Annotated in this window: 28 protein-coding genes and 1 pseudogene; 19 read left to right on the top strand and 10 right to left on the bottom strand. The window is 29.7% G+C overall.

Going from position 1 to position 26248, the window contains the following annotated elements; genetic code table 11:
* Positions 1-28 precede the first annotated feature (28 nt).
* From rseP to G9F70_RS25560, 7 genes are all read left to right on the top strand, one after another.
* On the top strand, positions 29-1072 hold the full coding sequence (gene rseP / locus G9F70_RS25590) for an RIP metalloprotease RseP (protein WP_164947710.1): 1044 nt from the start codon (positions 29-31) through the stop codon (positions 1070-1072).
* A 12-nt stretch (positions 1073-1084) separates the two neighbouring features.
* Entirely contained in the window at positions 1085-1243 is a 159-nt protein-coding gene (locus G9F70_RS25585) for a GNAT family N-acetyltransferase (RefSeq protein WP_224617936.1), read from the top strand.
* A 331-nt stretch (positions 1244-1574) separates the two neighbouring features.
* Positions 1575-1991 (top strand): hypothetical protein, encoded by a 417-nt coding sequence (locus G9F70_RS25580; protein WP_164947709.1) that lies wholly within the window; start codon positions 1575-1577, stop codon positions 1989-1991.
* A complete protein-coding gene (locus G9F70_RS25575; protein WP_164947708.1) occupies positions 1992-2195 on the top strand; it encodes a helix-turn-helix transcriptional regulator in 204 nt (67 codons plus the stop codon). It begins immediately after the preceding gene.
* Positions 2196-2819: 624 nt separating this feature from the next.
* Complete coding sequence (locus G9F70_RS25570) at positions 2820-3284, top strand: ASCH domain-containing protein (protein ID WP_164947707.1); 465 nt, start codon at positions 2820-2822, stop codon at positions 3282-3284.
* Between the two features lie 84 nt (positions 3285-3368).
* Positions 3369-3551, top strand: coding sequence for a hypothetical protein (locus tag G9F70_RS25565; protein WP_164947706.1), 183 nt, complete (start codon positions 3369-3371; stop codon positions 3549-3551).
* A 301-nt stretch (positions 3552-3852) separates the two neighbouring features.
* A complete protein-coding gene (locus G9F70_RS25560; RefSeq protein WP_164947705.1) occupies positions 3853-4560 on the top strand; it encodes a class I SAM-dependent DNA methyltransferase in 708 nt (235 codons plus the stop codon).
* 415 nt (positions 4561-4975) lie between these two features.
* Here G9F70_RS25560 and G9F70_RS25555 read toward each other — a convergent pair whose 3' ends face one another.
* Positions 4976-5293, bottom strand: coding sequence for a TIGR04076 family protein (locus tag G9F70_RS25555; protein ID WP_164947704.1), 318 nt, complete (start codon positions 5291-5293; stop codon positions 4976-4978).
* A gap of 31 nt (positions 5294-5324) precedes the next feature.
* Positions 5325-5447: a hypothetical protein gene (locus G9F70_RS27185; protein WP_263577384.1), complete on the bottom strand. Its 123-nt coding sequence runs from the start codon at positions 5445-5447 to the stop codon at positions 5325-5327.
* Positions 5448-5702: 255 nt separating this feature from the next.
* Here G9F70_RS27185 and G9F70_RS25550 point away from each other — a divergent pair, with 255 nt between their 5' ends.
* The 4 genes and pseudogenes from G9F70_RS25550 (at position 5703) to G9F70_RS25535 (ending at position 7603) form a co-directional block, all read left to right on the top strand.
* The gene (locus G9F70_RS25550) at positions 5703-6089 is read left to right on the top strand and encodes a thioesterase family protein (RefSeq protein ID WP_164947703.1); all 387 of its coding nucleotides are present in this window, start codon (positions 5703-5705) and stop codon (positions 6087-6089) included.
* 151 nt (positions 6090-6240) lie between these two features.
* Positions 6241-6789, top strand: a pseudogene (locus tag G9F70_RS25545) (alpha/beta hydrolase); the annotation flags it as partial.
* 6 nt (positions 6790-6795) lie between these two features.
* Entirely contained in the window at positions 6796-6942 is a 147-nt protein-coding gene (locus G9F70_RS25540) for a hypothetical protein (protein ID WP_164947702.1), read from the top strand.
* Between the two features lie 235 nt (positions 6943-7177).
* Positions 7178-7603 (top strand): GNAT family N-acetyltransferase, encoded by a 426-nt coding sequence (locus G9F70_RS25535; protein WP_164947701.1) that lies wholly within the window; start codon positions 7178-7180, stop codon positions 7601-7603.
* A gap of 301 nt (positions 7604-7904) precedes the next feature.
* Here G9F70_RS25535 and G9F70_RS25530 read toward each other — a convergent pair whose 3' ends face one another.
* Together G9F70_RS25530 and G9F70_RS25525 are read right to left on the bottom strand one after the other, a co-directional pair.
* Positions 7905-8339, bottom strand: coding sequence for an N-acetyltransferase (locus G9F70_RS25530; RefSeq protein WP_164947700.1), 435 nt, complete (start codon positions 8337-8339; stop codon positions 7905-7907).
* A gap of 96 nt (positions 8340-8435) precedes the next feature.
* Positions 8436-9044, bottom strand: coding sequence for a GNAT family N-acetyltransferase (locus G9F70_RS25525; protein WP_164947699.1), 609 nt, complete (start codon positions 9042-9044; stop codon positions 8436-8438).
* A 609-nt stretch (positions 9045-9653) separates the two neighbouring features.
* Between G9F70_RS25525 and G9F70_RS25520 the strand changes: the two genes are divergently transcribed.
* Together G9F70_RS25520 and G9F70_RS25515 are read left to right on the top strand one after the other, a co-directional pair.
* Positions 9654-10421, top strand: a complete 768-nt coding sequence (locus tag G9F70_RS25520; protein WP_164947698.1) for a ParA family protein — start codon at positions 9654-9656, stop codon at positions 10419-10421.
* Positions 10414-10695: a hypothetical protein gene (locus G9F70_RS25515; RefSeq protein WP_164947697.1), complete on the top strand. Its 282-nt coding sequence runs from the start codon at positions 10414-10416 to the stop codon at positions 10693-10695. The genes G9F70_RS25520 and G9F70_RS25515 overlap by 8 nt, the downstream gene beginning before the upstream one ends.
* Positions 10696-10857: 162 nt before the next feature.
* Here the strand turns inward: G9F70_RS25515 and G9F70_RS25510 are convergent, their stop codons facing one another.
* Positions 10858-11874: a linear amide C-N hydrolase gene (locus G9F70_RS25510; protein ID WP_164947696.1), complete on the bottom strand. Its 1017-nt coding sequence runs from the start codon at positions 11872-11874 to the stop codon at positions 10858-10860.
* An 848-nt stretch (positions 11875-12722) separates the two neighbouring features.
* Here G9F70_RS25510 and G9F70_RS25505 point away from each other — a divergent pair.
* From G9F70_RS25505 to G9F70_RS25495, 3 genes are all read left to right on the top strand, one after another.
* Positions 12723-13472, top strand: a complete 750-nt coding sequence (locus tag G9F70_RS25505; protein WP_164947695.1) for a ParA family protein — start codon at positions 12723-12725, stop codon at positions 13470-13472.
* Between the two features lie 142 nt (positions 13473-13614).
* Positions 13615-13899, top strand: a complete 285-nt coding sequence (locus G9F70_RS25500; protein ID WP_164947694.1) for a hypothetical protein — start codon at positions 13615-13617, stop codon at positions 13897-13899.
* Between the two features lie 772 nt (positions 13900-14671).
* The gene (locus G9F70_RS25495; protein WP_164947693.1) at positions 14672-15688 is read left to right on the top strand and encodes a replication initiation protein; all 1017 of its coding nucleotides are present in this window, start codon (positions 14672-14674) and stop codon (positions 15686-15688) included.
* 760 nt (positions 15689-16448) lie between these two features.
* Here the strand turns inward: G9F70_RS25495 and G9F70_RS25490 are convergent.
* Both G9F70_RS25490 and G9F70_RS25485 read right to left on the bottom strand, forming a co-directional pair.
* Entirely contained in the window at positions 16449-18956 is a 2508-nt protein-coding gene (locus G9F70_RS25490; RefSeq protein ID WP_164947692.1) for an ABC transporter permease, read from the bottom strand.
* The gene (locus tag G9F70_RS25485; RefSeq protein WP_164947691.1) at positions 18953-19636 is read right to left on the bottom strand and encodes an ABC transporter ATP-binding protein; all 684 of its coding nucleotides are present in this window, start codon (positions 19634-19636) and stop codon (positions 18953-18955) included. The genes G9F70_RS25490 and G9F70_RS25485 overlap by 4 nt, the downstream gene beginning before the upstream one ends.
* 403 nt (positions 19637-20039) lie before the next feature.
* On the opposite strand from G9F70_RS25485, the gene G9F70_RS25480 reads away from it, so the two are divergent.
* Genes G9F70_RS25480 through lepB form a run of 3 tightly spaced genes read left to right on the top strand, consistent with a single transcriptional unit; the run spans position 20040 to position 21376 of the window.
* Complete coding sequence (locus tag G9F70_RS25480; RefSeq protein ID WP_164947690.1) at positions 20040-20591, top strand: RNA polymerase sigma factor; 552 nt, start codon at positions 20040-20042, stop codon at positions 20589-20591.
* Positions 20575-20814, top strand: coding sequence for a hypothetical protein (locus G9F70_RS25475; RefSeq protein WP_164947689.1), 240 nt, complete (start codon positions 20575-20577; stop codon positions 20812-20814). The genes G9F70_RS25480 and G9F70_RS25475 overlap by 17 nt, the downstream gene beginning before the upstream one ends.
* Before the next feature lie 22 nt (positions 20815-20836).
* Positions 20837-21376 carry a signal peptidase I gene (gene lepB, locus G9F70_RS25470; RefSeq protein ID WP_164951710.1) on the top strand — a complete coding sequence of 180 codons (540 nt, stop codon included), beginning with the start codon at positions 20837-20839 and terminating at the stop codon, positions 21374-21376.
* A 465-nt stretch (positions 21377-21841) separates the two neighbouring features.
* Here lepB and G9F70_RS25465 read toward each other — a convergent pair whose 3' ends face one another.
* The 3 genes from G9F70_RS25465 to G9F70_RS25455 all read right to left on the bottom strand — a co-directional run bounded on the left by G9F70_RS25465 (position 21842) and on the right by G9F70_RS25455 (position 26133).
* The gene (locus G9F70_RS25465) at positions 21842-22417 is read right to left on the bottom strand and encodes a recombinase family protein (protein WP_164948051.1); all 576 of its coding nucleotides are present in this window, start codon (positions 22415-22417) and stop codon (positions 21842-21844) included.
* Positions 22418-22640: 223 nt separating this feature from the next.
* Complete coding sequence (locus tag G9F70_RS25460; protein WP_164948052.1) at positions 22641-22910, bottom strand: hypothetical protein; 270 nt, start codon at positions 22908-22910, stop codon at positions 22641-22643.
* Positions 22911-23124: 214 nt separating this feature from the next.
* A complete protein-coding gene (locus G9F70_RS25455) occupies positions 23125-26133 on the bottom strand; it encodes a Tn3 family transposase (RefSeq protein ID WP_164948053.1) in 3009 nt (1002 codons plus the stop codon).
* Positions 26134-26248: the final 115 nt, after the last annotated feature.

Here is a 26248-nt window from a genome sequence, read left to right as displayed (position 1 = left end):
ATCATAAGAAATAGGGAGGGGAATTGTTATGAGTAGTATATTCACAAGTATTATAGTAAATATACCATATATTATTATGGCTCTATTAGCATTTAGTCTTTTGATTATAATACATGAATTAGGTCATTTTACCATGTGTAAGCTAAATGGAGTAAAAGTATATGAATTTTCACTAGGAATGGGTCCGAAAATTTTTGGAATTAAAGGAAAAGAGACAGAGTATTTGATTAAAGCATTTCCAATTGGTGGCTATGTTAAGATGGAAGGGGAAGACTCAGTAAGTGATGATCCCAGGGCTTTCAACAATAAAACTCCATGGCAAAAACTAAGCATAGTTTCTGCTGGTGCAATTATGAATTTAATGTTAGCAGTGGTTTTATTTGCTATTGTAGGTGCTGCAGAAGGATACATATTACCAATAATAGGGGGAGTAGTCCCTAATAGTCCAGCCCTGCATGCTGGACTAAAAGTCGGAGACAAAATTACTAAGGTTAATAAAGTTAATATAGATAAATGGGAGCAAGCCTTGACTGAATTTTCTAATAATAAAGGTAAAAGTATGGATATTGAAATACTTAGAGATTCAAAAGTGAAAGAAATCTCTCTTACCCCTCTTAAAAATGTAAAAGAAAATAAATTCATGATAGGAATCGCTGGTTTACAAAAGAAAATGAACTTCGGCGAAACTGTAAGTTATGGATTTAATCAAACTATTAACTCAGCAAAACAAATTTTTACATTTTTCGGAAGTCTATTTAAAGGGCAAGTTTCTTCAAATGAGGTGGGAGGACCAATAAGCATAATACGAATTTCAGAAAAGGCAGCACAAGCTGGATTTACAAACTTAATGTTCCTTACTGCATTTATAAGTGTACAGTTAGGGATACTCAACATAATACCTTTCCCAGCTTTGGATGGAGGATGGATTTTTATGCTGTTATTTGAAATAATATCAGGTAAAAAATTAGATGAAAATAAAGTTGGAACTGTAAATTATATTGGATTTGTGTTTTTAATGGCATTGATGGTGTTAGTAGTTATTAAGGATGTAATTAGTCCACTAAAATTATAAGAGAAGAAGACTATGAGAGCGAAAGAAAACAATAAGTTAATTGGCAATGTTTATTTTCAACAGCAGGAGCCTAAAGAATTCTTAACATGGGAAATCGGTTATGTGCTTAATCCTGAATATTATGGAAATGGCTATGCCACAGAGGAGTGTAAAAGAGTTTTGAACAATTAGGAGCTCATCGAGTTATTGGTAAGTGTAACCCTGAAAATACTCCCTCATGGAGGTTACTAAAATATGATGTGAAAAGCCGTATGCCTTAATAGGGCACGTACGGTTTTGTAGAGGAGCATGGGCGGTAACGCCTGTGTTTACTTAAGTATTTGTGTCGAACTTGTAATCAAATCTGAACTAAGCGGAAGTCTTATGTGAATACAAATTTAGTGTTGGTAAGTGCAAAATTTCTGAGAGGGAATGTTAAACTATTATATTGACAAAATCTCCCTAAAGTTATATATTTATAACATACAAGTTATAAATATATAACTTTAGGGAGGTTTCTTTTATGAATACAAAAATGAATATTAAATTAAAGCTTGCTATGGAATTAGTAACAGTATTATATCTATTAATTACTGTATTACTGAGTAAACTAAATCTAATGAATTCTGACAATTTCATAACTATTACAAATGTTATTTGGTTTATAATGTGGGCCATAATTATCTTGAATGGAAAAAGATTAAGTGGTATAACTGATGAATTAGTAATTAGTATATTATCTAAAGTAAATAAGATTGGTATGAATTTCTTAGTGATTTCAATTGCTATATTCGGCGTCCTACTTATATCCCCAATTTATAAGGATTTTGTTATTTCAAAGGTTGCAATAGGAATCTGGTTACTGTTAATCCTATTTATATTTACTATAATAAGATTATTATCCTTTATATATTATGATAGAAAGGGGATTTGTGAATAAGTGTCAATTCTAAATACAAACATTAAAGAATATAGAGAGAAAGCATTAATGAAGCAATTTGAACTTGCGAAATTAGTGAAGGTTAGACGAGAAACTATAGTACATTTAGAAAATGGGAGATATAATCCATCCTTAAAATTAGCTATGGATATAGCCAAGGTATTCAATACGACAGTTGAAGAATTATTTAAATTTGTTGATTAATAAATTTAACTTTAGATAATAACACTTCAAAAATAAATCACTATTAGAAGAACTGGAGAAGAGACGTATAATAATTTTTAATTTGTCAAAATGGAACCGCTTAATTTTATTAATTACTTCGGAATATTCTTATATTTCGTCGCAAGTAACCCTCATATCATTAGATATGGGGGTTACTTTATTAATATATACTTAAATCATCTCCTGGGTCGCTGTAATAGCTTCGAAGAAGATAACTTAACGACTTCTGACGGAGATTTACCCCCTTGTAGACCTCTGGAGCAGATAACAATTCTCAATTGTTATCCCCCCACTGAAGTTTTCTTTTTATTGTAGTGTGTGACCCCCACTTATAGAAGTGGGAGACTTCCTTCTGAAATGTCGTTAAATTTCTGAATATAACACAATAGTAATTAATTCACATTCAGAACCTTTAACCTTCTATACAAAATTTATGGTAATAATGGTATAATTAAGTAAATATTTTATCCCACACTTGTAAATTATTGAGACATATTATCTATAGGAAAGTATTCCCGACTCCATTTTCGGAAATATCGTAGTTCTAAAATGCTTTTACTTCTTTGGTTTGTCTGCATTCTAAATATATTTTAGGAGGAAAAAATGAAATGTTTATCAATAATTGAACCATTTGCAACATTAATTGCTATTCAAGAGAAAAAAATAGAAACTAGATCGTGGAAAACAAATTATAGAGGTAAAATTGCGATTCATGCTTCAAAGAATATTAATAAAGAAGGAAAAGAAAGTTGTTTAAAGCACGAGTTTATGAAAGTTTTGGAGGACAAATATATACTTATAAATGGAAATAACAAAATACAATATAATTTTAATTTTGGAAATATTATAGCAATTGGTGATTTAATTGCTTGCGTACAAATGAAAGAGTTATATGAAGATTATGCTATACTTGAAAATGGAATGAAGGTTGAGGGAAATGAATTAATATTTGGTGACTATACACCAGGTAGATATGCTTGGATATTAGATAATATACACTTAATTAATAAACCGCTAGAAGTAAAGGGACATCTAGGATTATGGAATTATAATGATATGATGATTTAAAGTTATGCGTTATATTTAATAATATGACAGTAGTACGCAATTTTCTTAAATAACTCTCCACCATTATCAATTGGAATAACTTATGTGAGCAAAAGAATACAAGAAACCCAAGATTGTAATACGGGATATACAGACGAAAAGATATATTATAAAGACAGGGAAGAATTTTCAAAAATATTATTAGATATTAATGCTAAGCTTATTAATTTTGGACAAAAGGTTGGAAGACATGGAGTTAGAAATGTTTATTGCGCCCAGTATATATAATCTATTTGTTAATTAAAACGTTAAGGATTTATATTAAGAAAAATTCGTGATGTTTATGGTTGAAGATTATAAACCATAAGATGTACTATCCATATTTCATGGCATAACAGCCACAAAATAGTAATGCCATTTTAAATTATGAATAAAAATAACAAAAGTTGAAGCAACGGAGTTTTAAGTGGCTTAAGAATATTAATTCTTAAGAATTTAAAAATTAAAGTTCTTTAGAAGTTAAGAATATAAATTCTTATTTTGTGTCAACCTAGTAGGATATTGTTCAGTAAAAAGGGGGAACTTAAATATGAAACCATATGAAAGATTATCAAAATTTTATGATAAAGATTGGGGGAAATCCAGTTCTAAATATACAGATTTGATTTCTAATGTTATTGAGACTTATAATTTAAATGTCCATTCTATATTAGATGTTGCCTGTGGGACAGGAATACTTGCTTCAGAATTATATAGTAGAAACTTTGAAGTTAGTGGAATTGATATTTCGGAGGATATGATTAATGTAGCAAGAAAAAATACAAAGGGAATCGATTTTCAAGTTGCTGATATTTCAGATTTTACCTTTGATAAAAGGTTTCAAATGATAACTTGTGCATTTGATTCAATTAATTATTTGACATGTGATGTAAAGATGGAAAAAACACTCAGAAATATTTTATTACATTTAGATGATAATGGTGTTTTTATTTTTGATATAAATACCCCAACTTTATATGAGGAAAGACATTTTGGAATAATTGATAGGTCATTTGATGAAATAAAATTTAAACAGATATTAGACTATGATAAGGAGCATAAAATAGGCAAAACTATTTTTGATTTTGGTAACAATGAATCAGAAACTCATATCCAAAAGGCTTATTCCGTTGATGAAATGGATAAGTTTCTTTTAAAATCTGGATTTGAAATAATGAATAGATATAAAGATTTTAACTTATCACCAATTGATGATAAGGCATATAAAATATTTTATGTGGTTAAAAGGCAAAAATAATACGCAATTTGAATAGGTTTGGATTCAGATGTTGAGCCGATAAAAACTACCACCATAATTATATACTTAAATGGTGATAGCCACTAAACTTGCTCAATTTCTGAAACAAGATATAAAACGATGCCGCGTTTACAATACTATGTAGATTCAATCTTCCACATCTTTTTGAAATTAGCTTTAATCTCGAGGCTATTAACCTTAAATCGAGTTATTGGTAAGTGTAACCCTGAAAATACTCCCTCATGGAGATTATTGGAACGACTTTTGATGAGAAGGGAAGGACATTTTAGAAAACCAGCCTTCTTTGGGAAAACCAATGTGGCATGATGCTTATCAATATTCAATATTAGCTGAAGAATTCCTTTCTATATAATGACCAAAAATTCTGGTCATTTAGTACATCATATTTTCTAAACTAAGCTTCTACTCTTTCCAATTTAAAAATAACTGGATGAAGTCCATCGTTACATGAATTTATTGATATTCCATTTTGTTTTACATAAGGACTGTTGCTACCTGACGCTAAAAAAGAAACTTTACTTTCTAAGCCTTCCCAAGCACCACTACAGAATTTTTCTGGCATCTTACAATTTTTTGATATGTATTCATCCCCTTCTTGTCCCTTTACACAAACTACAGGGAGGTTACTTTTCGCATAATCTTTATGAATATCCTCAACTTTTAATTTTTTTAGTATTGTGATTTTAACATCATAAAATTTTGTAATTTCCATTTTTATACCCCCTATTTATCTCCTGTTTTTTTTAAAGTTTTAGAAAAAATTTATAGATATCTGAAAATTTGACTTTTGAACTTACTAATACTGCTAATTTTGCAATTATAATACCAATTATCGCATAAAATATAACAAAAGCTATAATTTTCATATAACTACATCCTTTACATTTTTTTATTGACTTATTATATCATAAAGCAAATGTATTTTTAAGTTTTTTCTGTATATTATGTTAAATGCTTTAGTGCCAGCATCTGTGTCATGTACTGAAAAGTAGTTTCCTTTAAATTGTATAGGTTTAATAATTTTTGTTATAATCATTAAAGAGATGTTATAATAATTCATAAGCTTTGATATAAAAACTTAATAGCACAAAAGAAAGTATATAGAGGAAGGATGATTATGGATGGACTTTAATGCTCTTTTTAAGGTTGGAGAAACCTTAGTTAATGAATATATAGTGAAACCAGAAGATACAGCAGACTTTATTGGAAATAAAGGTGTCACTGTGCTATCTACACCTAGTATGATTGGATTTATGGAAGATACAGCTACACATATAGTAATTGATAAAATGCCTGAAAATTATAGAGTTGTTGGAACCAAAATTAATGTTGAACATATAAATTCAACACCTTTTAACATGATGGTTACCGTAAAAGCAACATTGATTGCAATTGAAGGCAGAAAGCTTCGTTATAATGTAGAAGCTTTCAATGAAAAATGTAAAATAGGCTTTGGAATTTATGAACAGCATGTAATTAACTTGGGGGGCTTTTTAAGTAAAAATTAAGAATGAGGTAAAATAGACCTACCCTTGTAAGTAAATTTGTCCAAAGCAAAAATAATAATACCACTTATAGAATACCCTCTGAACTTATTTTAAATAACATCCGAAGAAGAAGGTCATGATATATTGGCCATGCACGAGGTAATTTAATAAAGAATATAGCCGGGGGTTGAATTCATCCTTAATCTGCAGCGAGGTGCCTGACCCTGGAGATAATAATAGAATCATAAATTTAGGAATGTATGAAGATTACTTTATGAAAGAGATAGTACCTTTAACAGATAAAACTTTCAACACTATAAAAGATAGAAAAGGAAGATATATAGGAGGGATATCTGGTGGTTATGCAGCTCTTCACAATACACTAAGGCATCAGCATATGTTTTCAAAAGTAGGAGGACATATGCCTGCTTTGGAACTGGAGCTTGAAGAAGAAGATAAACCATATTATAAAAATATGGGTGTATGGGAAAAATATGATCCAATATATATTTCAAGAAACAATAATATTTCTTCTGATATTGATGTCTATCTTGATGCTGGAGATAGGGATGAAGGTAAATTTTATGAAGGTTGTTCAATTTTACATAAAATACTGAAACAAAAAGGCGTAAATTCTCAAAATCATGTATCCCCCGGTAATCATAGTGTTGAATATATACAATCAAATATTGAAAAATATCTAAAATTTTATGGATGTTAATATATTATGAAGTATTTTAAAAATGTAGTAAAATTTATTATGAAAAAAGAAGATGAAGGTAAAATATCAATTATTATATCTGCTATTCTTTCACTTGTAGTGGGGATAATGAATATAAATCTAGGCACTATTTTGCTGGCACTACCATGTTAATAGTGTTTGTTTTGGTCTCTGGTGAAGTATTTAGAAAATTTAGAAATGCACATATCAAAAAATGAATATAATCTTTAGTTTTACTTAAGAAATATTTTTCTTACTTTGCGGTGCAACTGTAGAATTATAGGAAGTTATGAATTTTTACAAATTTCACTTGCACCCTACGTAACGTAATCATTTATACTTACTTTATGGCATTAAATTTATATTAATACTTAAAGGAGGAGAAGCGATGAATCTGAAAATTCAATGCAATTGTTTAAATATTAATTGGGATAATGTATCTGAAATATTGAAAAAAGTTGAAATGGCTTATTTTGAAGGAGAGGTGCATAAGAAGGCCTTTGAAAATAGTCATACTGTTGTATTTGCTTTTGACGATAATAAGTTAATTGGTTTTGGTCGTGCAATTTCAGACGGGACTTACCAAGCCGCAATTTATGATATAGCAGTTCTACCTGAATATCAAGGTAAAAAGGTAGGTGCAACAATTGTTAATAGCATTTTAAAATGCATTCCTCAATGTAATTTTATATTATATGCTTCACCAGACAAAGAAAACTTTTATGAAAAGTTGAACTTTAGAAAAATGAAAACAGGAATGGCATTATTTCTTAATGCAGAAAAAATGCAGACCAAAGGCTTCACTAAAATTTGAGAATGTAGCTAGATTTGTTTACACAAATCTAGCTACATTCTCATCATCCACCTGCACATCTTGCCCCCTTGTATTCCTCTAGGACAGATAACAAGTCTCAATTATTATCCTCACCACTTGTATAAGTTAGAGACCTTCCTTCTAAAATGTCATTAAATCATCTCCTACGGAGCTGTAATTAACGACTTCAGAAGGAGATTTAGATTCCCACTGAAGTTTTATTTTTGTTATAGTATGTGACCCCCACTTATAGATGTGGGGGTCTTTCCTTCTGAAATGTCATTAAAGATGTGACTTAAGATTATTCTTGTTTTGTCCAAAACATTGTATATTCCAAAAGTCCAGAATCTTCATTGAGTTGCTCTGTTTTAACCACAAAACCACAATGCTTATAAACCTTAACTGCACTTATGTTTTCTATATAAACTCCCAATTCCAAACTTGAATATAAAACTTTACAGTATTCCAATAGTCTTCGGCCTATACCTTGACCTTGATAATCTTGTAAAACAAATAATGCACCAATAAATGAATTGTTCATAATGCTTATAAATGCCTTAATTATATTATCTTCTTTGTAAATAAAAGTTGTAGAATTGGGCATGTATTCATTTTTAACAATGGTATAATTATCAATCCAATATTTTTCTGGTATGAAACTGTGAGCAGTAATATTAGTCTTTAACCATATGTCCATAACTTCTTCCATTTCAAAATTTTCTAACTGTTTAATCATATTTTTTCTCCTTTTCTGTTCTCATAAATTATTTATGAAAATCATATTAATGCATTAATTTCACCACTTTTGTTATAAAAATAATCTTCTTAATATCTATTTTAATTGAGTATTCGTAACATGCTTCTCTTTATAAGGAAATTCTTTTTCAAAAATATCCAATTCCTCCTTTTCTATTTCAAAAACTGAATCTTCATAATATTTTCCTGAAATACCATTAAGACTGCCACCATATAGTTCTAATGCCATAAATTCCTCGAAATTATCACCCCAAGATGTTTGTATACCATATTCTTTGGCGTTTGAAAAACCAAAGCGATGATAATAATTTGGTTTTCCAAAAATAATTATAGCTTTATAGCCTAACTGTTTTGCTTTTTCAATAGAATGCTTCATTAACAAAGAACCAATGCCTTGTCTTTGATAAGATGGCAATACCCCAAGTGGCCCCATGCACAAAACTTCAAATTCCTTATTCTCCTCATTAACTATTTTTGATTTTGAATAGATTACATTGCCGACAATTTTATCTTTATCACATGCAACAAAATTCAATTCTTTTATAAATGCAGGGACTTTTCTTATTTTATGTACAAGAAGATGTTCAATACATCCTGGTTTGTATACATCCCAGAATGCTTCCCTTGTCATATATTCTACATTTCTAAAATCATTTTCTTCTTCAAATCTAATTGATATATTCATTATATTTATCCTTTACAAAACATAAATAATCTTTACTTTGTCTTGTCTAACTAATCTAATTTAACTCACAATAAAATTATAAGTATAAATTTAAATCAACACAATGCAAAGAATAATTATAAATGTTTTTTCCAAAATGGCTTATTCATTTTTATTAGATTATAATCTACCATTATTACATAAAACATTTATTTATTATACCATTATTGTCCAAATTAGAATTAAAGAAATAAATGTACGATTTTATCCAAAAGATTAGATTAACCTACGGAAAGCCTACGTCTTTTAATCGTGGATATAAGTCTTATAGTGATAGTATTGAAGGCGTTATTTAGTACCTAAGAAACCCAAGCTTTTAGGCGTGGGAGTTTCGAATTAGGAATGAGCAGTCAGTAAAGTTTTACTAAGTTTACAAAGCTCTCTGAACATATTTAAAATAGCACCCGAAGCAAAACGTCATAATGTTTGGACATGAACGAGATAGTTTAATAAAGAATATAAATTCCTAAGAAGTTAAGAATTTTTAAATTTAAGAAGTTTACAATTTAAGAATTTAAGAATATAATATATATTTGTAACTACAAATCTGATTCCTTAAGGAGATATTTTATGATAATAAGTATATTTAATCAAAAGGGTGGCTGTGGTAAATCTACTACAACTATAAACTTAGGTGCCGCACTAGCCTCGCAAGGCATGAAAGTTCTAGTAGTTGACATGGATGCACAAGCAAATACCACTAATGGAGTTGGAATTGATGATGAAGAATTAGAGGTAACTATCTATGATCTTTTAATTTCTAAAAAAATCACCTATGAAAACATAAAAGAAGTTATTAAAAAAACTACTTACGAAAATTTAGAATGTTTACCTTCAGATATACAACTGTCAAATGCAGAAATAGAACTTGCTAGTGCTATGAGCCGTGAAACTATTTTAAAGAAGATTATTGATAAAATAAAAAATGATTATGACTATATTTTAATTGATTCCCCACCAAGTTTAGGACTACTTAGTGTAAATAGTCTTGTGGCCAGTGATAAACTTATTATACCAGTCAACACTTCATATTTTTCCGTTAAAGGTATTAAGCACTTAATGAATACTTTTAATTTAGTAAAGGACAATTTAAACGAGAATATTGAAATTATGGGAGTACTAATAACTATGTTTACTAGTAGAAAAACCATTGCTAAAAACATCAAAGAAAGTCTTATAGAAGTGTTTGGAGCTAAGGTATTCGACAGCATAATTAGAGTTGATAGTAAAATAGAGTACAGTCAAGATGCTCAGGAACCAGTAATTTATTTTAATAATAAATGTAATGCTTTCGATGATTATATGAGCTTAAGTAAGGAGATTTTAAATTATGAGTAAAAAAAGCAACAGTGGAAGCAAAGGAATTTTAAGTGGGCTTAGGAATATTAATTCTTTAGAAGTTAAGAATGAAAGTTCTTTAGAAGTTAAGAATATAAATTCTTCTGAAAATAATGAAGAAGATACGTTATCCATAAAGAGAAGCTTCTCGCTAAGACCATCAACAGTAAGAAAACTTCAAACACTAAAACCTATGTATGATAACATCAACATAACCTTTAATGAAATAGTGGATGAGGCAATTAAGAAATTATATGAAGAAAAAGTTAAATAAACATTTATAAAATCATTCTAAAAAAAGACACCTAGGTGTCTTTTTTTAGAATGAACTTACCTCAAATCTATACCTCATACATTTATTTATGAGGTAGGGGATATGAATAAAGCGAATTAACTATATTAAATTCAAATTCAGTAACATTATCATAGCGCTCTGTTAAGCCTTTTTTCTTCTGTTAAGGCACCGGAAGAATACAAACATAACCCCTATGGCTAAAGTTATTATAATAGCATACTGCCAAAGGTTAGAATGATGATTTGAAGTATTTTTTGAATTTCTAACGGTACTGTTTACAGGTTGTGTTGGATTTTTTAAATTCAATCCCGCCATTCCATTTTCATTCAACTTATATTTTATGTGTTTATCAAATCCTTTATAAGTTTCTATTGTTTCGCCATCTAAGGATACTTTCCATACCTTATTAAAGTCCCTTTTCAATATGATATATATTTCTCTCTTTTCTGGGTCAAATAACATTGAAGCTTGAGTTTTATATTCTCCTGATGTTTGCATAGTTTTCTCTAGAATCTGAAACCCATTTTCCAAATTAAATTTATCCTTATTCTCTAAAAGATATTCATAGGCACTTCTATATCTGTCATCTCCTGTGCCATATGCTTCCTTATATGTTTTTCCAACAAACATAGCATTTTGAAAGTTTGTCATAACATTAAATTTATTATTGGTAGGAATAATTTCATTTTTTTTATTTCCTGGCTCGACTATTATTGAATCCCCATATTTATCTGCAATAAAATCGTGCAAACTAAAATGCCAGTTAGTTAACCTTACATTATTTAAATACTCCTTAACCTCTTTAACTTTACCCTTATCTTTCACTACTCCTATTAGCTCAGGTGTAACTATTTCATTCTTACCCGAAGTATTTTCAACATTTGCTTCTGGGTACATTGCCTGAATAGATACAAATAATCCCTCACTGTTCATTGCACAAATTTGTGAACTTTGCCCCCCCATTAGTACATTAAAATAGAAAATCTTTATACCATTTACTTTCTTTATTGACATGTTAACATCTGTATCACTCCAATCAAAGTTCATTCCATAAAACTTATTATTGGCATAAACAGCAAAGCTAGTGCATGCATAAGCCTCTTCAGCCACATTAAAAATTAATAGCATACATATTAGGGGTATAATAATTTTTTTCATATTTTCACTCCCTATTTACATGTTTTAAACCATATTTTTCCTTTATAGTTCTCTGATAGTCTATTTACTGTTTCTTAACAACACTCTATTTAGGATCGTTCCTTTTTTCTTAAATTATTAATGAAGCTACCGCCCTTAAAATTTATATAAACTTTCTAACCTTATCCTTATGATTAAGATTTATTTTATCGACAGCAGCTAAATCACCGATTTTTTTTACTAAACCTTGAAATTTTACTATTTTCATTTTTATATACACTTCTTTATACATCTCCTTTCTCTATATTTATATTATAAAAAAATAGTGATTCTACTTTTAGTACTAAAAGTCACTATTTCTTTATGACTAAAGTCATATTTTTATTATTTTAGGCTATGTTAAATCATCATCTGCGCGGCTGTTCATCTCCTTCGAAGCTGCAATATTAACGACTTCAGAAGGAGATTTACCCCCTTGTACACCTCTGGCGCAGATAACAATTCTCAATTGTTATCCCCCCACTGAAGTTTTCTATTTGTTATAGCTTGTAACTCCCACTTATAGAAGTTGGAGACTTTCCTTCTGAAATGTCGTTAAAGACTGATGTTGATAATATAACATTTTTTAAGGGAACTTCGTTGAGTTCCCTTAGTTTTCCTTATTATACCATCATTACCTTAAATTAAGTTTAAAAAACGAATATATTAGTATTAAGTATTAATATCATGAATTAGTATTAGTAAATGGTATTAAATAATAGTATTAAGTATTATCACACTATTATAGTGTGATATAATAGTGTGATAATTACATATATTTCATTTACATGTAAATATTAGTTATAAGTACAAATTAAAGGGGTGATGATATGGCGGTAATTTCATTAATTAATGTTAAAGGTGGTGTAGGTAAAACAGCCACAGCAATAAACTTAGCTGGAGCGATAGCATATCAAAAACATAAAGTACTGCTTATAGATAATGATAGTCAAAGCAGTTTATCTCAGATTCTAAATATTAAAAATAAATTTAATATGTATGATTTGTACTCTAACTATAAGGTAGGCTTTAGCGATTGCATAGTAAAATATAATGAATATATTCATGTTATTCCTAACACTATAGAAAGTAGTGTATTGGAAAGACAACTTTATAATAAGAAATGCCCGGAACATATTTTGAAATTTAAGTATAGTATTTTCACACATGATTATGATTTTGTTATTATAGACAATTCTCCATTTTTAGGTATTATGGTGCAAAATAGTTTATGTATGAGTGATTACTATATGGAGATAATTGATAATAGTCCAAGTGCATTACAAGGACTTAACATGGTAAATAAAATTGTAAATGAACTCGAAGAAAATAGATTGATAAATAGTTTGAAATTGATAGGAATACTTAGAAATAGATTTGAGAAAAGAACCGTATTTACTAGACAATTTACGGAGGTAACTGAGGAAGTTTTAAAGGGCGATTTATTCAATACAATAATACTTGATAGTGTTAAGTATAAAGAAGCTACAGCAATGAATAAAACTATTCAAGAATACAGTGATAAGCACGCTAAAGCTTATACTGATTTATATTATGAAATATTAAAGCGTATTAAATAATATATTTATGTTAAATACTAAGTTATAATATTATTATATAATATTAGCGCATAGTATTAACATATAGTATTAACATATAATATTAATATATATATTAATACATATATTAATATTAAATACTTATATATAAGGAGTGTTTAGAATGTCTAATAATTTTAAAAATAATTTAAAATCAAATATTAATATTACGAATGATAATAAACCAGTAGTAGAAGATACTAGTATTGCTATCGATAGTGCAGATAGTATGTTTGTATTAAAAAAGAAGATCGATGATAAAAAAGGCAAGAAAGTATTTAATGTATATATGGAATCTGATAAGTTAAAAGAACTTGATAAAGCTTGTAAGAAATCCGGGTATAGCAGAAATGAATTAGTAAATGTTATGGTGGAGTATTGTATAAATAATTTAAAATTAGAAGAATAGTAGGTAATCTTCTGGGGGGATCTTTGTGGATGTACTTATTTTTATAAATTATGAATATGGTGATTATACTATCAAAAGGTTATATTTAAATTTATGATGTTAGAACCCTTCTGAAATGCAGTTAAATCGTCACTTACGCCAATGTCCATATTCTTCGAATTTTCAATATTAACGACTTCAGAAGGATATTTAGACTGCCTAGTGAAGCTTTTCTTTCTTCTAGTATAGGTCCCTCTTGTATTCCTTTGTGGAGATAATAATTCTCAATTTTTATCCCCACACTTATAGAAATGGGAGACTTTACTCCTAAAATGTAGTCAAACCCTGTGTTTCTATAGAAATTATGTAAGTATAACCTTTTGATAGTGACTTGGTTCATTTGTTAATATGAACTATAACAAAAAGATAGTGTATTTTATAAATACAGAAAATTAATCCGATTAATTTGTTAAAATTAGTGATTAAAAATCTAAAAAACATCAACCTTATTTTGTTGTTGTTTTATATATATTTAATAACAACAGTTTTAAATACTTTTACGCAGGTGTCTAGGCCTTGATATAACTAGGGTTAAGCACCCCAACTATAACCAAATGATAGTGAAAGGTAACCAAATGATAGTGAAATGGCATTTAACTATAACCAAATGATAGTGAAGGATAACCTAAAGATAGTGAAGGATAACCAAATGATAGTGAAGTATAACTCTTTTTTTTAAAAGTTATTGATAACTTTTAAAAAAAGAGTTATATTCTTATGTGGGGGTGCTAAAATGGCAAATGAACTACAAAATGTAAATAGCAATTGGGTATACCAAAGTAATAGACTTGTTGAATCATCTTACACTTTAACTGTGGTAGAACAAAAATTAATAAGGTTACTTGCAAGTATGATACATAAAGATGATGATGATATTAAAGAATATGAGTTTAAGACTAAGGAATTAATTAAGGTATTAAACACAAGTGATAGCAGATTCTATAGGGATATTGATAATATCACAGATTTACTTATGCAAAGAATTATTAAAATAAGAAATGTAAATACTTCTGAATTTATAAAATATCATTGGGTAGATACGGCTAAATATGTAAACGGCATATTAAAGCTTAAAATAAATAAAGATTTAAAACCATTTTATTTAGGCCTGGATTGCTATACGAAATATCAGTTAAGAAATATAATGCAATTTAAGAGCACATATTCTTTTAGGTTATATGAACTTTTTAAACAATACGAGGGTATAGGCCATAGAATATTAACTGTAGATGGACTTAGAGATTCGTTAAATATTAACAAAGATCAGTATCCAAAGTATGCTAATTTAAAGCAAAAAGTAATTAATGTAGCGGTAAAAGAAATAAATGTAAACACTGATTTGGTTATTGATTACAATGAGATAAAAGAAGTTAGAAAAATTGTAAGTATTCAATTTTCAATTAGAAAAAAAGACAAGGCTCAAAGCGAAATTTCAGAAACCTCACTTGTTCCCGTTTTTTTTAATGACAGAAATATGGATTTAGTTAGGCAAGTAGTAAATCAGGAGCTTACAGATTTAGAAGTTCATAGAATACTTGATGCTGCCAATTTAGATATTGAAAAAATAAAAGAAAAATATAATATTATAAGTCAACTTGGCAAAGTAAATAATTTAGTAGGGGCTATGATAACAGCATTAAAAGAGAATTGGACAACTACAAACAAAAGAAAGGTAAGTACCTTTAATGACTATGAGCAAAGAGAGTACAACTTTGATGACTTGGAGAAAAAATTACTAGGTTGGGAGTAAAGCTAATATAGAAATGATATTTTAACAGGTGTACAAGCTATTTTAAGAGTGTTTGTAATGAATTGCATAGAGAAACACATATTAATTTTTAAATTGAATACAGTGTGGTTTAAAGTGGTTTAAAGAGGGCAACTTAAAAAAGCTTCAAATATTAAAATATGGAGAAAATTGAAGTCTCAAGGGAAGATGGAAATTGGATGAGTGACGTTATTAAAATAATGTCCAGATAAAGAGCAGTTTACAAAGAATTTGTGCGGAAAGCCCACTCTCTTTAGGTGTGGGATGGATAGCACTACTAAAATATACCATTAGACATGGTTATTTTAGTACGATATAATATACTTAGGTTTTGAAACGAGCCATATACTATCGTTAATGTGTCAATTGTGATGCTTGATAGTGAAATTCTTGAAGAAAATAATTAGTTTTTATATGTTGTAATTTATAGTTTTTATTATAAATGAGAGTATAAAAGAAGTTATTTAGTATTCAAGAACCCCATTCATTTATGTGTGGGAGTTTCAGTTTATTGTGTACAGCTGACACATAAGTGTAAAAATAGCCACATGATGGAATTAATATCCATTATGTGGCTATTTACTATTTTATAAGTGTTACATCAATCTTAAAGGGGATACTGTCAACAAAAATTATTTTGCTACTATCCCCAGGGGAAAATTTACAGTTATTTTTACCTCTTCTTAATTACCATTCTGCACAATGTTTTTGAATCTTCGAATTATAATTAATAATACAATTCTTAATCTACATTTCTGATTGAATCAATTATACTAGTGGAAAGTAATCTTTTAAGCGGTCCAATAGATGCCAGTACACACATAAACATAGAAGCTAAAAATACCTCTAAAATACTTTTCCAAGGAAAAAACCATTGTACAGCCATATCATATTTTATTGCATTATACAAAATGACATGGAGAACGAATCCCATTATACTTCCCAGTATAGAACTAAAGACGCCATATAGTAAGCCCTCTTTTAAAATCATACTGCTTATTTCATCTTTTCCCATGCCTATAGCTCGAATCATTCCAAACTCTTGTCTGCGCAGTATAATATTCATGCTTATTGTATTTATTATATTTATTATTCCTATAATAGCTATGATAATTACAAAGCTATATAGTATTACAGATATGCTTCTCTGAGCATCCTTATAAAATTCTAGTTGATCCTTATAGGATATTAGCTTTCCTTCTTTTTGATCTTTTGCATACTCATTAAGCCGTTTTTTTACATAATTCTCATCTAAATCCTTTTTTGTATTTATTCTTAATACTTTATACTTATCTTCTTTTAACCAATTCTTTAAAACATCCTCATGAATAATAACCACAATATTAATTCCACGATCCATTGTTGGAAAGGGTAGCTTGTTTAATACTGCACCTATTGAAACTTTTTTATTATATTGGTTCCACGTACCATTCTCTTTCATAGCACTCTTTATATTAAGTTCATCGCTTATTATTAAATTTGTACTTTTGTTATTTGAAAAGTTTTGAACTAAAACTACTTTACTAGTATTCTTCATATCTTCTATATCTAGCTTTCCATCATCTAAATATTTGCTCATTTTTTTCAATTCTTCATCATTACATCCATATAATTCTATTGGAACATTATAAATATTACTTTTTGTATTGGAATCATCCCTATTATTCTGTAAAGATACTTTATTCAATTTTTCTTTGTATGCTTCTGTAATTTTATCTCCAAGAATGTCCAATGATGCTCTAAAATATAAACTTTTATTAACAGAGGTTATACCTTGTATATCTAATATTTCACATACAACATTCCTATCGTAACCTGCATTTTTTTCACTATCGCTGGCAGTTAAAATATAATCAGAATTTATATCTGCATCTACGTTTTTTACGGGATCAACCCATACACAAAAGCTTGTCACTGTAATAAAAAGTACTATACTTATACTTAAGGATATAACTGTTGCTAAAAATCTTTTTTTATTCCTTGTTAAGTTTGTATATGCCATGCCTGTTGTGAATTTACCAAACACTCTAATTTTTTTCTTACCCATTGGATTTTCTAATTGTTCTCCTTGAATAGAGGTATTATTTATTGCTTCCATTGGAGATACTTTTGCTGCTTTTTTTGTTGGAAAATATATAGATATAAATATAGCTATAAAACATACTATAAACGATATCAGAATTCCACTAAAAGGTACTCCTGAACTACTTTTCAAATTAGTACTAAAGTTAAATAATTTATTTATTTGATTCATAGAAATGAGGCTTAATAAAATCCCAAGTGGTATAAATATACAGCCTAATATGATGCCCTCTCCAAACATTAATTTTTTAATTTGCTTTGTATCTGCACCAATGGCTCTTAAAATTCCAAATTCGTGTATTCTTTCTACTACTGAAATACTATATATATTATAAATTACAGATATAGCCGAAATTATTATTATGATACCTAAGGAAAAAAAAATCATATTTGCTTTTTGCGCAGAATTTAAAGTACTTATGTAGCTATAGTTCTCACTAATAGAAACTCCTTGTATTTTACCCATGCTTGTCAATGTTTCTTTTATATCAGCAGATGGCTTAAGTGTGAAATGATGTATATATCTATATTCATCCTGTGTAAGTGTATTTTTCACACTATCTATAGTCAAATACCCTTTAGCTTTTTTGTCTCTCATTGAATCCAATCTGTTTTCCAATATACCAGTTAAAATAAATTGTTTTTCTCCAATTTTAACCCCCGGTAACTCCTTATCACCTTTAAACTTTATATAATTGAATATATAGTTAAGATTTACCTTGTCACCTATTTTAAGTTTATCTTTAAATTTATTAAGCACCCATTTTTCTAGTGCGACTTCTGAATCTTTCTCTGGAAATCTTCCTTGTTCCAACCTAAAATCCAAAAGTTCTCTATCTATCTTGTCATAACCATTTAATTCAATTTTATTATCAGTGTCAAAAGTTTTAGCATAACCCATTAGTATAGTAGTTCCAAACTTATCTATTAAGGGTTCACTTTTTAGTGTTTTTATACTTTCAAAATTTCCTGCTTCCGTGCAAGAAGCATAATAATGACCTCCACTTTGTTTTTTACCGTTTTCTATTTTTTGCTCCTTATAATTTGATAATGTTAAACTTAGACTTGTAATTAACATGGCCGAAAGTAATATGCTTATGGATATAAATAAGGTTCTCTTTTTATTTTTTATCAAACTCCTTGGTATAAGACCCCAAAAACTCTTCACTGCCTCATCCTCGTGTCCTCGATAATTTCTCCATCGGATATAGTTATAACCCTATCTGCACAGGCCGCAACATTAGGGTCATGGGTAATCATAACAAGAGTTTGATTATATTTTTTTATAGACATGGTAAGGAGCTCCAAAACCTCCTTACTATTTTTACTATCTAAGTTCCCAGTAGGCTCGTCCGCAAATATAATTGAGGGTTTAGTAGATAGTGCTCTTGCTATAGATACCCTTTGCTGCTGCCCTCCTGATATTTCTCCTGGCAAGTGATTTTTTCTATTTTTTATATCTAAAATTTCCATAAGTTCATTTATATAATCGTTGTCCACTTTTTTTCCATCCATTAAAATTGGAAGTTTAATATTTTCTTCAACGGATAATATGGGAATTAAATTAAAAAATTGAAATATAAATCCTATGTTTCTTCTTCTAAATCTAGATAATTCCTTTTCACTCATAGAATAAATATCGGCTCCATTAATATACACATGTCCTGACGATGGCTTATCAAGACCAGCTAATAAATGTAGAAGTGTACTTTTTCCTGAACCACTTGGCCCTACTATTGCAGTAAATTCACCTTTTTCAATAACTAAGTCTGTGGATTTTAATGCTTTAACAGATGCCTCACCTGTGCCATAGATTTTTTGTAAATACTCTGTTTTCAATAACTCCATAATCCATTACCTCCAAATATCATTATTTTCAATGCCACTTATTTAATAATATTAATAGGTTCTCCGCCTAAAAATAAATTCAATTATTTTCTTTAAATGTTTTAATATTCTATAATTAGTATAAATTAATTTATTGCAAATGCAACATTTTTTCCAAACTATTTATGTTGTTTTTGCGTTTTAATATACGTATTGTAATATATATCATGCTATTGGTTAGGTACTTTTATAAATGAGGATATCAAAATAGGAAAGCTTAATATTTTTTTATTATATTTTAAATTTTTTCGGGGGATTTCTTCCTTATTTGTTACTAAATATATGAAAGGCCTTGAAAATATGGTAAATTAAGAATGATTCTAGATATTATAAATTAGGACTACAAATGGTTAGGTGGAGATAGATGATAAAAAATATTTTTAATATGAACAAAGAAAATTTCAAGGAAATATATGATACAAATTTTAACTATGTTTATTCTTTTGTATTTTTAAGATTAGGAGCAAACAAAGAAGCCACCGAAGATATAGTTCAGGAGACTTTTATCAGTGCAATGAAAGGACTTATAAGCTATAAAGCTGCAAGTTCCTGTAAAACTTGGCTCTGTGGAATAGCAAAAAATAAAATATTAAATTATTATAGAGATAATATTCGTAAGGAGGGTTTTGCCTGCATAGAAGAACTGGATTATTTAGAGGATAATCAAGATATTGAACTTATGCTTATCAATTTAGAAACTAGAAAGGTAATCTTAGAAACTTTAAATAATTTAAAGCCTATTTATAAGTATGTCCTTATTCTCAAATATATAGATGATTATAGTGTAAAGGGCATTGCAAAATGTTTATGTAAAACGCCAAAGGCTATTGATGGTATATTACAAAGATCAAAGAACAGTTTCAAAAAAGAATTTATCAAGATATCAGGAGATGAATTATATGATAAAAGAGGATGAAATCTTAAAAGAAATGTTTAAATTCATAGATGTAGAAATTGAACCGCCAGAGGGAACTAAAGAAAGAATATATCAAAAGGTTCTTTATGACTCAAATCAACTGGGTTGTTGTTATTTACCTTGTGTTTCTTTGATTTTAGAAAAAATTTTGAAATTTATAATTCAATTATGGCTTTTAATATGTATATATATGACCATTTTCACCCCCATTATTGCATGGTAATTTTTACGAGGAGGAGAGTTAAGTGAAACTATTAAAAAATTTTATAAAAGGGTGGGTACCACCAATACTTGCAGCAATAATTTTGGCAGCTTTAATAAGAGGATTTCTATTTTACCAAGTCAGAGTTCCATCAGAGTCTATGTATCCTACAATTAAGATAGGAGATAGAATTGTAGTTACAAAAGTTTATGATAAAACTAAATTAAAAAGAAGCGACATAGTAGTCTTTTATTCATATGAATTAAAAGAGAAATTAATAAAAAGACTGATAGGCCTACCAGGAGATGTAGTTGATGTAAAAGGTAATGGAGAAGTTTTTATTAATGGAAAGAAATCTGAAGAACCATATGTAGTATACAAGGAGGATTTAGGTAAACAATTTAAGGTTCCCGAAAATAAATATTTGTTTTTCGGAGATAATAGAGCTAGGTCCTTGGATGCTAGAAAATGGGAAAATCCCTATATAGATAGTAGTGATATAAAAGGAAAGGCACAGTTTGTTACATATCCATTTAAGAGATTCGGAAAATTTGTAGTTGGAAATGATGCTATTAATCATTAGAATAAATATATAGCTTTTTATGGAATTTTTCTAATGTGTTATGCATATTATATTATATAGTGTACGAATGAAGTATGCGATAGTTAGTGGCCATTCTCCTTAAGAGAGTGGCCATTTTTTTAATTTTTTATATAACCTTTTACACGGATTATTCATGCAACACTAAAAAGCTATGCCTTACATAGTCGGATGAAGGACTTTTATTATATAAAGAACTACAACTATGATAGGTAATAATTTTAGCTACTGCTTATGTAAGCCAGAAAAATGTTGGAGAGATCCCTTAATCAATATAACCAATAAAAGTATATGAATGATATTATATGATTTTTTTACTTTAATTGACACCTTGAAAGTGCTATGTTAGGGGGTTGTGTAGTAATGGAACAGAAAACCGGTATAAGAACAGAAAATAATGATATCCATATTTTTCGAATTTAAAATCTCCAATATTACACAATGTACTTATTTAACTTTTCTTTTCCTAACTTCTCGAATTAGTGTTGACTTACTTATTCCAGTTATCTCTGTAACTTCTGTATATGAATTATTTTTCAGCATCTCAATCGCATTATTTATTTGTTTTGATGTATATATCTTAGGTCTACCCTCTTTAAAACCTTCTTTAGTTTTTGCAATTGCTTTACCTGTTTGGGTACGTTCAATAATTGTGTTACGCTCCATCTCGGCAACTGCTAATAGTGTAGTTAAAAAAAATTTACCCATACTTGTATTCTCTAGCAGTCCAATATTAATTACATGGACAGATATTCCTTTATCAAATAGCTCTTGAACTATGCTAATGCCTTCTACAGTATTTCTAGCCAATCTGTCTAGTTTCGTAACTACTAAGGTATCCCCCTGTTTTAAATCCCCTATCAATTTATTGAATATAGGTCTATCCATTGAAGTTCCTGTATACTGCTCTACTCTAATTTCGGCACCATCATATCTATATAGTATAGCCCTCGTCTGAACCTCTATGGAATGACCTTCTTTTAATTGTCCTTTTGTACTTACCCGTGCATAACCTATTATCACAATTCATAACCCCTTTTTAGCATATTGTTTTGACTGTAAGTTTTGACACCGCCCAATCCTTGATTATACGTAAGTGTTTTATCAGTGTCAATACTGTTAAGTTATGACATTGAGATTCTATACATTTTCTTATACATTAGAGTTATAGCCACTATTTAATATTAAAAATAAAAAGAGCAGAAATTTCTGCTCTTGATGTTGCGCAATAAAAGAAGATTACGAATTAAACTATATTCTTACTATTGATATAACTGGTGTATTTCATTTCATAATTTTTCCACGACATTGCACCAAAAAAAATACCATTTGCCCCAGATATTATTGTTGATATTAAAATATTTTCAATATCAAATATAAATTTATGCCTAAAGATAGCACTAACTGATACTACAACATTAATCAATATAATAAAATATATGCACCAAAATAAGGTGTACTTAAATTTCCCTTTTTCACGATATTTAGTCCACCGTATAAAATCTTTTTCTTTCAAGTTAATTCCCCCTAAAAAATTAGTTCGTCATAAATTACAGATGCGTCTTAATATCAAGGAATATTATACCACTACCGATAAGCTCCTTATAGGTTTAGATTTATCTAACTTATTGTCTCATATGGTATTTATAGAACATTTTATAAACTTGTGATACTATATAAAACGTTGATATAGTGGTTTGTGTAGTAATGGGACAGAAATGGCAATAGAATTACCGTTTCTTACCAAATAATTTTTTATCCATTGGTTGCAATGGTCTCAGCTTTCCAGATAATATTTCTTTTGCTGAGTCAAATGAATAATGCCCTACAATATTTATATGATCATAGCCAAGAGGAGAAAGTCGTTTTACGTCATCTGGATTCACGATATATCCTGCATTTCGAATAGCATCTAATGCTTTTTCCATATAGACTGTATTCCAGAGTATAATAGCGTTTGTAACTAACCCTAATGTATTTAATTGATCTTCCTGACCTTCACGGTGTGGTTGATGAATCTCTCCTTTTTTCCCGTATACAACAATTCTTTTAAGACCATTTTCCGCTTCTCCACGATTTAGCTGTGTCAAAATACGCCTGCGATAATTCTTGTCATCCAAAAATGACAGTTCGTAAGTGGTCTTAAAAATTCGTCCGAATTCGCCCATTGCACGACCAAGCATAGTTGGCTTCCCGCCTCTTTGTAACATTTTTACAAGACTTGTAGGATTTATGGTTCCAAGTTTAAGTGAACCAGCAACCCTAAGCATATCATCCCAGGACTTAATTATAAGGTCTTCACGTAATTTGTTTTTAGATAGACTATTCAAGACACCATAGTCTGCATTTGGATCAAATCGCCAGAGCCTTGTACCTCCTATATCAGCAAGACGTGGGCTAAAGCGATAACCCAATAATGCAAATAATCCAAATATAATATCACTGTATCCGGCGGTATCTGTCATTATTTCACGAGGTTTAGACGTTGTCTGTTGACCTAAAACCAATTCAAGTAAATATAAGGAATCACGGATAGTTCCTGTAATAACAAGTTTATTTAGTCCAACAAATTGGTCACTGATAAGATCATAACTTGTTATGCCACGTCCAATACCGAAATATCGTGGGTTGGGACCTGCATAAATAGTTTTTGGTGGTACAACAAATCTAATTCCATCTGCAGACGCAACATCCCCTCCACCCCATGATTTAGCTAAAGTCATCTTAGATATATGATCAGCAAGGACAGCATTTGCTTGTGTAATTGTCTCGCTGCGAAAATAATTTTGTTCAACCCATGTTAATCTGTCATATTCCAGTGCAGGTATGTCTGGCTGAACCACTGGTTTAAGTCCGATATTACATGCCTTGGCTATGAAAATAGCACATATGCTAACAGACAAATCTTTGATTCTAGAATTACCTTGGCTTATATGGGTAAACTGGTCTGTAAATCTGGTTAATGCAGTTATCTCCATTAATAATCCTGGTAAATCTGTATGAGGAATCAGAGATTCAACCTGCTTTCTCAACAATACTAAAGACTTTGGCTCTTCAAGTCGGTTAATGTGAGAGAGAACAATCTTTTCCTTACCCTTAACCATATCAACTCGAACGTCTGGATTATCATCCCAATTTTTAATTGTATTCTTGAATGCAATATCCAAGTTTTTCTTTAATGGATTCAATGATTCTTCCGCATTCGAAGGCCAACCTAATGTGCTTAATACCTTACTTTTAACACTTTCCCAAGCTGATCCCTGTAAAAGTTTGCTTCTTGGATCATTGTATCTATCACTTTTTTCTAGATAGATATCATAATTTTTAATACCTTCAAGCATTTTTTCTATTGCCCAGAAAGTATAAGGACAAGAACTTATCATCTCCCCTTTAAAAACAACTCTTTTCCAACTTGCTGAAATTCCCTCAGTAGGTGCATCCGCAAATTTATTTTTTCCAGTCTTTGACTCAACTTTCAAAAGAAAATCCCATGCAGCAAGAGCAGGTTGTCCTGCTGCTGATGCCCTAAATTTAATAGTGGCTAAAAGTGATGGAAGAAATCTACGAATGGAAGTATAATACCTAAAGAGTTCTTTGTATTCAACAGTCTGATCTAGGGGTCTCGTAAGCGTATCTATCATTCCAATGGCCAATTTTAACTGTTCTTTGGGTATGCTTGAAAATATGGTTTTTCGTATTGTTTCATCAGGTACCTTTTCATCCAACAACAGCAAACAAGCTCTACTGAGTTCCCGTGCTGAGCTGTCCAGATCTTTCAAAGAGCGTAGTCTTTCTTTTTCTCCTTTTCTGTTTGCACCATTGAATAAAGTTGAAAAATATCGTTCCATATATTCGATGATATCATCTTGGGAACTGGTAGTATATGTTATAGCGAACGCAACTAATGTTGCTATGCGACGTTCATCTGGCATCCTTTCAATGGTTTGAGCTCTAGCAATTGAAGCATACCTGGATAAGACTGATATCCTTCCTATAGGTATTCTGGATATGTTCCATTGATAAGATCCTATTGAATAAATTGTTTTAAATCGTTCAATTGCTTTTAAAAATCCAATAGGAGACTCATGTGTTACAGCCTGTCTAAGCATTTCTAAACCGGTTTTATTTTTAGCATCTACTATAAGCAAATTTTCAAGCATTTCTCGTTGATTCGCATCCGGAAGAGAAGCTAGTTTATGCCATAACCTTGAGGTTGCACGTTCACGAATTTGAGATATAAGCCTTTCTAAAACTGTAGCACCAGGCAATAATATTTTTTGTTCTATTAGCCTGGCCACAGTAAGGTCAAAAACAACACTTGGGCGTTCGGGTGCTAACCAAAAGTGATTATATAGCCAACGGACTAAACTCAAGTGGAAAGGTTGTTCTGTAAAATCATGGTAACCGTATGCTTGACGTATTTCTCGTGTATGATCCCATCTGCTTTCACTATAACTATATTTCTCCAGATTATTCTCACTTAATTCTAGCTGTTGAGAAATATAGTGAATAATATTAGAAGGTATTTTTAGTGGATTTGGCAAAAAAGTACCAAGGAACCTTACTGTCCCAAGCTGTATTGCAAAACCAATTCTATTATAATTGCCCCTATGACTATGCACAGCTTTTTTGTCGGTATCATCAAGTAAAAAATACACTGCTAATTGCTCATTTGTAGGGTCATCAATAAAATTTCCATATCTATTTATTTGTTCTTTTGTTAAAAATTCAACAGGCATTATCTACTCCTAAATTATATTTTGGCAATCTAACGTAATAAATAGTCTACTAAATTCTTTAAAACACTTGATGTATAACTGTTTTAAAAATCCTATGACAATAAAATACAAGTAT

This window comes from Clostridium sp. FP1 (assembly GCF_011065975.2).
GTDB classification, from domain to species: domain Bacteria; phylum Bacillota; class Clostridia; order Clostridiales; family Clostridiaceae; genus Clostridium_AD; species Clostridium_AD tagluense.
The sequence above is the reverse complement of the archived record's forward strand: the minus strand, read 5'-3'. Positions and strand labels throughout refer to the sequence as shown.

Bases quoted from the DNA above. Each gene is read 5' to 3' on its own strand.
- rseP (WP_164947710.1), top strand. From the start codon at position 29: ATGAGTAGTATATTCACAAGTATTATAGTAAATATACCATATATTATT.
- G9F70_RS25585 (WP_224617936.1), top strand. From the start codon at position 1,085: ATGAGAGCGAAAGAAAACAATAAGTTAATTGGCAATGTTTATTTTCAA.
- G9F70_RS25580 (WP_164947709.1), top strand. From the start codon at position 1,575: ATGAATACAAAAATGAATATTAAATTAAAGCTTGCTATGGAATTAGTA.
- G9F70_RS25570 (WP_164947707.1), top strand. From the start codon at position 2,820: ATGAAATGTTTATCAATAATTGAACCATTTGCAACATTAATTGCTATT.
- G9F70_RS25560 (WP_164947705.1), top strand. From the start codon at position 3,853: ATGAAACCATATGAAAGATTATCAAAATTTTATGATAAAGATTGGGGG.
- G9F70_RS25555 (WP_164947704.1), bottom strand. From the start codon at position 5,293: ATGGAAATTACAAAATTTTATGATGTTAAAATCACAATACTAAAAAAA.
- G9F70_RS27185 (WP_263577384.1), bottom strand. From the start codon at position 5,447: ATGAAAATTATAGCTTTTGTTATATTTTATGCGATAATTGGTATTATA.
- G9F70_RS25550 (WP_164947703.1), top strand. From the start codon at position 5,703: ATGGACTTTAATGCTCTTTTTAAGGTTGGAGAAACCTTAGTTAATGAA.
- G9F70_RS25540 (WP_164947702.1), top strand. From the start codon at position 6,796: ATGAAGTATTTTAAAAATGTAGTAAAATTTATTATGAAAAAAGAAGAT.
- G9F70_RS25535 (WP_164947701.1), top strand. From the start codon at position 7,178: ATGAATCTGAAAATTCAATGCAATTGTTTAAATATTAATTGGGATAAT.
- G9F70_RS25530 (WP_164947700.1), bottom strand. From the start codon at position 8,339: ATGATTAAACAGTTAGAAAATTTTGAAATGGAAGAAGTTATGGACATA.
- G9F70_RS25525 (WP_164947699.1), bottom strand. From the start codon at position 9,044: ATGAATATATCAATTAGATTTGAAGAAGAAAATGATTTTAGAAATGTA.
- G9F70_RS25520 (WP_164947698.1), top strand. From the start codon at position 9,654: ATGATAATAAGTATATTTAATCAAAAGGGTGGCTGTGGTAAATCTACT.
- G9F70_RS25515 (WP_164947697.1), top strand. From the start codon at position 10,414: ATGAGTAAAAAAAGCAACAGTGGAAGCAAAGGAATTTTAAGTGGGCTT.
- G9F70_RS25510 (WP_164947696.1), bottom strand. From the start codon at position 11,874: ATGAAAAAAATTATTATACCCCTAATATGTATGCTATTAATTTTTAAT.
- G9F70_RS25505 (WP_164947695.1), top strand. From the start codon at position 12,723: ATGGCGGTAATTTCATTAATTAATGTTAAAGGTGGTGTAGGTAAAACA.
- G9F70_RS25500 (WP_164947694.1), top strand. From the start codon at position 13,615: ATGTCTAATAATTTTAAAAATAATTTAAAATCAAATATTAATATTACG.
- G9F70_RS25495 (WP_164947693.1), top strand. From the start codon at position 14,672: ATGGCAAATGAACTACAAAATGTAAATAGCAATTGGGTATACCAAAGT.
- G9F70_RS25485 (WP_164947691.1), bottom strand. From the start codon at position 19,636: ATGGAGTTATTGAAAACAGAGTATTTACAAAAAATCTATGGCACAGGT.
- G9F70_RS25480 (WP_164947690.1), top strand. From the start codon at position 20,040: ATGATAAAAAATATTTTTAATATGAACAAAGAAAATTTCAAGGAAATA.
- G9F70_RS25475 (WP_164947689.1), top strand. From the start codon at position 20,575: ATGATAAAAGAGGATGAAATCTTAAAAGAAATGTTTAAATTCATAGAT.
- G9F70_RS25455 (WP_164948053.1), bottom strand. From the start codon at position 26,133: ATGCCTGTTGAATTTTTAACAAAAGAACAAATAAATAGATATGGAAAT.